Genomic DNA, 7,995 nt, shown 5'->3' with positions numbered 1-7,995 from the left:
TTCAACACACCCAAAATCAAGCCATTAGACGATCATGGAAAATGCGAAAGTCGAGGTGGTCGAAGGTCACCAGATCGCGGATGTCGGTGATCGGCAGGTGGACGGGCGTGCTGTCGGCACGTTCGATCCGCAGGCTGTTGTCCTCCCGTCGGATCCGGCACGGCTCGGTCAGCCAGTAGGTCCTTCCGGCGGCGGGCATCTCATCCCCAGCAGTAGTCGGTGTACGAACAGCCTCGGCAGCGGCGGCGTTCCAGCCGTGGTGGGACGACCGGCGTCGCGATCACCTCGCGTGCTTCGGTTTCGGTGGCGAGCGCGCGGGCGCGGGCGTCGTCGTCCCAGTCGACGGTGACGGTGCGTCGAATCAGCGGGTAGTGCACGATCCCGCCGCGTACGCCGACGCCGCGTCGTTCCAGCAGCAGGCAGTAGTGACGTACCTGGGCTTCGTGCGCGGGGCTCGGGGCCCGCGACGATTTCGTCTCGTGGACGATCGCCCCGGTGGTGACCCAGTCGATCCGGGCTTCGCCGAGATCGATGTCACGGCGGCGGGTGAAGGTCGTCTCGTCGACGATCTCGCCGAAGGCGACGAGGTCGCTGCCGCCTTCCGGTCGATATCCGCGCATGTAGAGCCACAGCTGACGTGGGCAGTGCAGCAGGTATTTGACGTGCACGCCACCGAGCGGCTCCGCAGAGTCGCTCACAGGATGGTTTCCTGACGAGCTGCGCTTGTGGCGGGCGTGCCGCCGCTGGCGGCGGAAAGGTCGAGGCCGGTCTCCGTGGAATAGGGAGCGCTCACGACCGGCAGGCGCAGGCGGCGGTCCATGGCCAGCAGACCGGCCTTCCTCAGGGGAGCGCACTGACGCCAGCGCAGGGGAATGAGGAGCCCTTCGGCGAGAAGTGGATCGCCGTTCCGGTGGTCGGCGAGCGTGCGGTACTCGTCCAGATCGTCCGCGTGGAGCACGTGGACGGTGTCGAACTGCTCGTCGAGTTTCCCGGCGAACTCGGAGCGGTCGTGGAACGGGCGGGGGAAGGTCAGGAAGCCGGTCCAGAACTCCTCCCGGTGGCGGCGCGCCGTGGCGAGCCATTGCGTTCCCCAGTCCGTTCCGTAGACGTGGTCGAGCCAGAGGGCGACCGTCTGCTCGGAGATCCGGGGATCGATGTCGGCGGTGCGGCGCAGCGCGGACCAGGCCGCGTCCAGCGCGTCCTGCTCGTAGGGCAGGGGGCTGTCCACCTGGTGGACGTGGAAGGCGACGGGGCCGTCAGGGTGCCGGCCACGTCGGTTGACCCGCCCCGCCCGCTGCGCGACGGCCTCGATGGGAGCGAGCTCGCTGGCCCCCCGGTCGAAGTCGAGGCAGAGCGACACCTCCAGCACCTGCGTCGACACCACGAGCCCGCCGCCGCGCAGCGCGGGATCGTCCGACCGGCGCTCGGGATGGCGCGCGAGGACACGCCGTTCGATCTCCGCCCGGTCCCGGGCCCGGAAGCGGGAGTGCAGCAGGATCGCCGCGTCCGGGTCCCGGCTCCCGGCCGCCTCCCGCGCGGCCGGCGCCAGCTCGTCGAACAGGTGCTGGGCGGTGCGCACCGAGTTCGCGACGGCCAGCACGGACCGCCCGGCGGCCAGCCAGCCCCGGATCGTGTCGAGGCTGGCGGGCGCGGTGAGGGGCAGCTCGTCGAGGACGAGGTGATGTCGGTCGGGTGCGGTGCCCGGCGCGGCGCGGACCACCGCGCACGGACCGTCCACACTCTCCCGCACCATCTCGATCATCGGCTCGGCGAAGGTCGCGGACAGGACGGCGATCCGGCTTCCCAGCCGCGACCACAACCGCATCGCCGCGCAGATCCGGCCGAACGTCACCGGGTCGTAGGCATGCAGCTCGTCCAGGACCATCAGGCAGTTGGCCTGCTCCAGCAGCACCGACGAGTAGCGCGGCCCGGCGATCGCGCCGCGCAGCAGCTGGTGCGGCGTGGCGACCCGTACCCGCTGGGCGAACAGGCGCGCAGCCCCCGCCCGCGCTCGCGCCTTGCGGGCCGCGTCACGGGGTGAGGGGCAGTCCTCGTCGACGGCGCGTTCCAGCAGCGTCCGCGCGGCGGTCGCGTGCAGGATGCCGATGTCCGGTTCGGTGCACGGGCTCTGCGTGACGGCATCCGTGTCGGATCCGCCAGATTCAGCGGGTTCGGACATCGGCGGCGGGTCGAGTACGGTGCGGAAACGGTCCGCCACGGCGTCGATCGACGCCCGGTAGGGCAGCATCCATACCAGACGCGGCTGCCCCGGCATTCCCGCCAGCTGGGACGACGCCCAGGCCAGGCCGGCCTCGGTCTTGCCGGCACCGGTCGGCGCGATCACGACCACATGCCCGTCGACGCTCGCCGTGGCCCGCTGGTGGTCGTAGGGCGCCGCCAGTCGGTCGAGGAAGCGCGCCGGGAGCGGCATGTGGGTCTGCAGTGGGACATGCGCCGAGCCGGCGTGGTCGGCGAGCGTCACCGCGCCCTGCAGCAGCACGGCGAGCAGACCGTCCTCCTCGCGCACCGGGCCGAACCAGCGATCACGGGTCGTGAGAAACAGGGCCCTGGCCCGCTGCCACATCTTCGCTCCGCCGCCCGGCTCTGGCGGCAGACCAGCCTGATCGGCGTACCAGGCGAGCAGCTCGGCGTGCCGTTGCCGCGGAATCTGGATCCGCGGCGGCGAGCCGGAGCCCGCAGGTCCCACCGGGCCGGCCCCGGAGCTGCCGCAGCCGCCGAAGGCGTCCTTCCAGGCGGCGTCCTCGGAGTACTGGCGCGCGAGGGGGCGCACGCGCTCCGAGACGTCTTCGGCGTCGGTGGTGAGTGCGCGATGGTGGAACAGGACGCCCGTCGCCACCATCTCCCGGTCGACGTCCGCGCCGGCTCCGGGGGGCGCTGCTGCCGGTTCCGGATGGAACAGGTCGACGTAGGCCAGCGACAGCACCTCGTGCCGCTGGCCCCAGGGTTCGCCCCCGGGGCGGAGCTGGCGTTGGAATCCCTCGGCGATCTTACCGGCGTCGTGCAGCAGCGCGGCCTGCTCCACCCACGCCCAGAACCTCGGCGCCCCGGCGATCGGTCCGGCAGGGCCGATCCGAGCCGCTAGCGCGCGAGCGGCGTCCCGCACGGCCGCCGAGTGGGCGGTGAGCCGTTCGGGCTCGTCGCCGATCGACCGGCCCACCGACTTCGCCAGCACCCGGTCGAGGGCCTCGCCGCGGCGGGCGGCGGCAGGTTCGGGGGCGTCGTCCGGTTCGCCGTCGCCGTCGAGCAGCCAGACGGCCTGTCCGTCGAGGCTGTCGCGGAAGGCGTCGAGTCGGACCTCCCGTTCCCCGGCGGGCTCGGCGCACCACAGGAACGACCGATAGCTCGTGCTCAGCCGGTCGGTGCTGACACTGACCGCCATGCGCAGCGACACCGCCTGCGGCGCCTCATGCGCTCCCGTCGGCGCGAGCCCATGCCCGACGACGGCCCGCCGCGCCGGATGCAGGGTCGTCCAGCGCGGCGCACCGGCGAGGTGGACGAGGTCCTGTGATCGGCCCAGCCGCAGCCCCCAGACCGGTCGGCGCAGCGCCGCTTCGATCCGTCGTCCCGCCGCCCCCGGGATCCACAGCGTGGCCCGCACTCCGGTGAGAAACGGCCGTTCGCGGATGGTCATCCCGCCCTTGCCCGGGGCGACGCGGCCGCCGATCGCGGGGTTGGAGCCGTTGGCAGCGATCGGATGGTAGGTCTCCAGGTCGACGCCGGTCGCCGTCGCGTTCGCCGCCATCCCCAGGGGGACGCGTTCACTCGGCCGTCCGGTTGCGGCGGCCAGCATGCCCCGCACCGTGGACGGCGGCGGCACCGGCAGGCACCGGCTTACCCCGGGAAACATCGGGTCGCGATACGAGGCGACCGGAACTACCAACTCGACCCGCAGCGCGTCGACGGGCACACGCCCCGGCACCGCGCCACCATCCTCGCCCCGCGACGGAGGCTGGGGTTCGTCCTGCTGCCGGTCGCTGGTGGGGACGCTCATCGCGACCGGTCGTCGAACCAGTCGTCGTGCTCGCCGCTGCGGATCCGTCCGGCGAGGTCGAGCAGCACTGTGCGCGGATGGCCAATGACGACCCTTCCGGCACGGATCTCCTCGGCGATGTCGTCCTCGAACTGCTTGCGCAACGTCTCGCGGAAGCCGGGGCGCCAGCCGACGAGCACCGGCGCCTCCCACTCGCCGTCCCAGGCGTCCAGCTCGCGGCGCAGCACGTCGCCGCGGACCTGAAGGCCCGTGCCGTCCTCCGCGCCGTCGATGACAAAGCCGAGCGGGTTGACCCCGCCGGCCATGGGGACCAGGGCGAACAGGGCGGGCAGCCGGTCGCCGTAGTGCAGCGCCTTCTTCGCTCCGCCGGCGAGCTCGGCCAGCGCGTCCAGCAGGATCGCGACGCGTTCCCGACGCTCCGGCAGTGGGAGCCGTACCGCTCCGTGGCCGCGGAACGTGGTGGTGGTCGCGCCGACCTGGGCGGCCGCGGCGAACTCCAGCGCGGCCTTCTCGGTCAGATAGTTCGCCCGACCGGCGCCGCGAGCGTCGGGCAGGGTGAACGTCCCGACGCGGGGAATGTCGAGGAGGAAGGGGGCGGCGAGATCCGCGGTGTAGAACTCGTGCGTGTGCAGCACCGGCATCGGAATGCCTCGCGACATCACGCCGAAGTCCTGGGTGGCCCGGGCCGGCTCCACCGCCAGGAAGGTGCCGACCATGAAGGCGGTGTCGCGGACGGTGGTGGACGCGTCTTCCGCTTTCGCGGTCGCCTTGAGGAAGCCGAACAGGTCGTCGTCGGCGTATCGAATCGGGTCGGCGGCGGTGGTGGCCTTCTGCGCCTTCTGCGTCTCCTTGCCGACCCGCTCGGTGGGCGACGGGACGGATCCGTTGGCGGTCATCGTGTCGCGCAGCCAGCGGCGGAACGCCTGGGCGGAGACGTAGGGGTATTCCCGGCCACGGATCCTGGTCTTCTTGACCGGGGCCGTCGTCGACTCGCCACGGCCGTTGTTCGGTGCGCCGGCCTCGATGGCGAGGACGAGCTTTCCCGCCAGGTAGGTCATCGGTTCTATTCTCCCTCGTCGTCGGGGTCGTTCGCGTCCAGGGGGATCAGCGGTGCGTCCGGGTCGTCCTCGCCGCCCTCCGGCTCATCGCCGCTCTTCTGACCGATCGCCGCCTGACGCCGGACGAGTTCGGCGGCCACCTCGAAAAAGAGCTGGCCTCGAAGCTGATAGCCCTGCGGGCCGTGAAGCAGTCGTTCGGTCACCCTGGTGATATCCGCCGGCTGCCTGCCGTCGAGGAAGAGGCGGGCGGTCGCCTGCATCAGCAGTCGCTGCAGCGAGTAGCCGCGGCCGGCGGCTCGGCAGTACTCGTTGAAACGTCCCCGTGGGTTCTTCTCCTGCGTGATCCAGTCGGCCAGCAGGGTGGTCACGGGTTGGAGGTCGGCTCCGTCCACGCCGTGCATCTCCTTCAGATAGAGCGCGTGCAGGGCCCGCCAGTGGCGAATGGTGCTGGCGGGAATCCGGGACAGGTCGCCGGCCTGCTCGGAGAGGTAGTACAGGATCCGGTCGGTTCGGCTGTTCGCCGACGCGAACAACGCCCGGGCCAGGATGTCCAGGCCGTTCTGAACTGTCGAGCCGTCGCGACCTTTCTTGGTGAGGCGTCGGCGAAGCGTCATCCACCCGGCGCGTGCCTCACCATCCCGGCGAAGTGCGTACAGGAAGGAGACCACGGCGATACGGGTCTCGCTCACCCGCAGCCAGGGCTCCTGATTGTCGTTCTTGAAGCTCCAGAGCGTCGCCGCGACCGGGCGATCGAGCGCGTGCCTTTCCAACGCGTGCAGAGCGACTCGCTCCGGGGTGGCCGTCGCCGGCACCCCGTCGACCCCCACCTGCCGGATCTTCCTGGACCGATCGAGGTTCACGGCGGTGAAGTCCCGCTCGATCTCCGCGTTGTCGCAGCTCAGCACAGTGGCTGAGCCGAGTGTGAGCGACGCCCCGTACGGCATCGCCCACATGGCCAGCCGGCACGGGCGGCACACCGGCCACCCCGCAAGGCTTGGGGGCAGGGTGTTCAGCGCCTTGGTCGTGTCGAACATCGGCAGGGTCGACTTCGCCCACAGAACGGTAGTCGTCCCGCCACAGAAGGCACACGGTCGAGAAACCGCCGCGTCGTCAACCGGATCGGGAGCGAAGTAACTGCCGACCTCGCTCGCCAGTTCCGCGCGGTTCTGGCTGCGCTTGGCGTGGGTGGGCTTCGCGTTGGGATACATCGCGAAGAGAATCTTCCACCAGTCGTAGGCCGCGCTGTTCCGGTCGGTGACGGCTGCCTCGACGACGTCCCCGACGATTCTCGCGGCGACCCGATCGAGGGCATCGGCGTCAATCCGATCTGCCTCGGTGACGTCGGCGAGGGCGACGATCGCGCGTGCACCGGCCCGTTGAAGCGGATGCTCCGTCAGCGCGAGCCGGCTGTTGGGTATCGAATCTGCGGCTGCAGGGCGGGTCACGTCAGCGAATCCAGCCGAATCCCTGGTTTGTGGCGAGACCAAGCCCCCAGTCATAGAGAGCATCCAGGAGCGCCGGATCAGCCCGGATACGCAGCTCGGCCGTGCAGCCATGGCGCGGAGCACCCTTGACGAGGAATTTCCGCGGCGGACCGGCGGAGACGACCTCCATCTCGTTGTCGGCCGGGAGGCCGAGGAGGTCAGCCTTGTGCCGAACGTTGTGACTGAGACGCTCGAGAAACCGCGGATGGTCCGGAAGCAGGTAGCGACTCTCCCACTTGACAAGGATCGGCGTCCTGGTCGAGAAGACCGTCTCGCCGGCCTGATGATCCGGCGCGGCCTCGATCTGGATGCCGCGGATGGGCAGATTCAAGGTTGCCCACTGAATCGCCTTGCGACCAGCCAGCCCGGCCAGCATCGCCGCAGCGATGCGGGGTACAGGGGATCCGAGCCACAGCGATCCATCTGGCGACGTCGTGTAGGCGCCACGCGCCTTCCGGGTACCGCGAAACTGGGGTGAGGAGATCCCCAGAGGACGCAGCGATGAACCCGCGTAGCCTCGGTCGTGAAGCTCGGCGGCTAGGTCGGAATCGTGCCCGCCGATGATGCCGTAGACCACAGCACGTGCCGGCGTGAAGACATCATCCCATGGCAACGATGATCGGCCACCGGCAAGGTCGATCCGAAATCTCATACATCCCCCGTTCGCACGCGGTGGTAACGCCGTCCCCGGCGGCTGCGCCACTCCCGCACAGCCGGCCAGTCTTCCACAGCGAGAATTCGGCCCACATCTGGGGGTACCAGGTCGGTCCCGGCGGCGTCGAAGCCGCTCGGGTTTTCCCTCCGTTCAGTCCCTCCACATCCCGGCTCACTCATGGCTAGCAGGCTTCCCACCTGCAGAGATGCCCTGCCGAACCAGTAAGCTGTGCACGGTGATCTTGGTGTCCATGGAGGATGTGGTGTCCTCCGCCCGACGGTCGGCGCACGGGTAAGTGCTCGCCGCCCCTGCGGCGGCGGAACCAGGCTGAGGTCCGGTCGGAACCCGTCAACCTGTACGAGACAAGATCTTGTAGGAACTACTGAGTCTTTGCTTCTGTAGCCGTGTCGGGCTGCCCAGGTGCCGGTTCGGGTTGGTTGATCCAGGCTGGTTTCGGTAGCGGCGGCGGTACCGGTGGCCGGTGGACGAACCGTTCGGGTCGGGCCGTGTAGGCGGCGGCCAGGACGCCGGCGCGGGCCGTGCGGACGGTCTCGGCCTGGCCGTGGTGGACGACCGTCGGGGCGAGCAGTCCGATCCCGGAATGGCGGTGGTCGTTGTTGTAGTAGTCGAAGAACTCCCGGCACCAGGCGCGTGCGGTCTCGACGCTGTCGAAGGTTTTCGGGTAGCCGGGCCGGTACTTCAACGTCTTGAACTGGGATTCGGAGTAGGGGTTGGTGTGTCCTGAAGGGAACTGGATGAGGTTCTGAGGTAGAAGATGGAATGCTC

General features: G+C 70.0%; 7 protein-coding genes. All 7 read right to left on the bottom strand.

Annotated features, from left to right (window positions below; all coding sequences use genetic code 11):
- Positions 1–16: 16 nt before the first annotated feature.
- Positions 17–199 carry a hypothetical protein gene (locus C1A33_RS15885; protein ID WP_243407603.1) on the bottom strand — a complete coding sequence of 61 codons (183 nt, stop codon included), beginning with the start codon at positions 197–199 and terminating at the stop codon, positions 17–19.
- Position 200: 1 nt separating this feature from the next.
- Positions 201–698 (bottom strand): CRISPR-associated protein Cas4, encoded by a 498-nt coding sequence (locus C1A33_RS15880; RefSeq protein WP_101832273.1) that lies wholly within the window; start codon positions 696–698, stop codon positions 201–203.
- On the bottom strand, positions 695–4,012 hold the full coding sequence (locus C1A33_RS15875) for a CRISPR-associated helicase/endonuclease Cas3 (protein WP_101832272.1): 3,318 nt from the start codon (positions 4,010–4,012) through the stop codon (positions 695–697). The genes C1A33_RS15880 and C1A33_RS15875 overlap by 4 nt, the downstream gene beginning before the upstream one ends.
- The gene (gene cas7i, locus C1A33_RS15870) at positions 4,009–5,070 is read right to left on the bottom strand and encodes a type I-B CRISPR-associated protein Cas7/Cst2/DevR (protein ID WP_101832271.1); all 1,062 of its coding nucleotides are present in this window, start codon (positions 5,068–5,070) and stop codon (positions 4,009–4,011) included. Before cas7i ends, C1A33_RS15875 begins: the two co-directional genes overlap by 4 nt.
- 5 nt (positions 5,071–5,075) lie before the next feature.
- Positions 5,076–6,626 carry a hypothetical protein gene (locus tag C1A33_RS15865; protein ID WP_243407602.1) on the bottom strand — a complete coding sequence of 517 codons (1,551 nt, stop codon included), beginning with the start codon at positions 6,624–6,626 and terminating at the stop codon, positions 5,076–5,078.
- Entirely contained in the window at positions 6,517–7,206 is a 690-nt protein-coding gene (gene cas6, locus C1A33_RS15860) for a CRISPR-associated endoribonuclease Cas6 (protein WP_101832269.1), read from the bottom strand. Before cas6 ends, C1A33_RS15865 begins: the two co-directional genes overlap by 110 nt.
- Before the next feature lie 382 nt (positions 7,207–7,588).
- A partial coding sequence (locus C1A33_RS15855; protein WP_165818415.1) for an integrase core domain-containing protein occupies positions 7,589–7,995 on the bottom strand: 407 nt, incomplete at its 5' end.

It is taken from the genome of Frankia canadensis, from assembly GCF_900197875.1.
Classification (GTDB): domain Bacteria; phylum Actinomycetota; class Actinomycetes; order Frankiales; family Frankiaceae; genus Frankia; species Frankia canadensis.
The sequence above is the reverse complement of the archived record's forward strand: the minus strand, read 5'-3'. Positions and strand labels throughout refer to the sequence as shown.

Excerpts from the sequence above, each read along its gene's own strand:
- C1A33_RS15885 (WP_243407603.1), bottom strand. The coding sequence starts at position 199 with ATGCCCGCCGCCGGAAGGACCTACTGGCTGACCGAGCCGTGCCGGATC.
- C1A33_RS15875 (WP_101832272.1), bottom strand. The coding sequence starts at position 4,012 with ATGAGCGTCCCCACCAGCGACCGGCAGCAGGACGAACCCCAGCCTCCG.
- C1A33_RS15865 (WP_243407602.1), bottom strand. The coding sequence starts at position 6,626 with ATGGCTGCACGGCCGAGCTGCGTATCCGGGCTGATCCGGCGCTCCTGG.
- cas6 (WP_101832269.1), bottom strand. The coding sequence starts at position 7,206 with ATGAGATTTCGGATCGACCTTGCCGGTGGCCGATCATCGTTGCCATGG.
- cas7i (WP_101832271.1), bottom strand. The coding sequence starts at position 5,070 with ATGACCTACCTGGCGGGAAAGCTCGTCCTCGCCATCGAGGCCGGCGCA.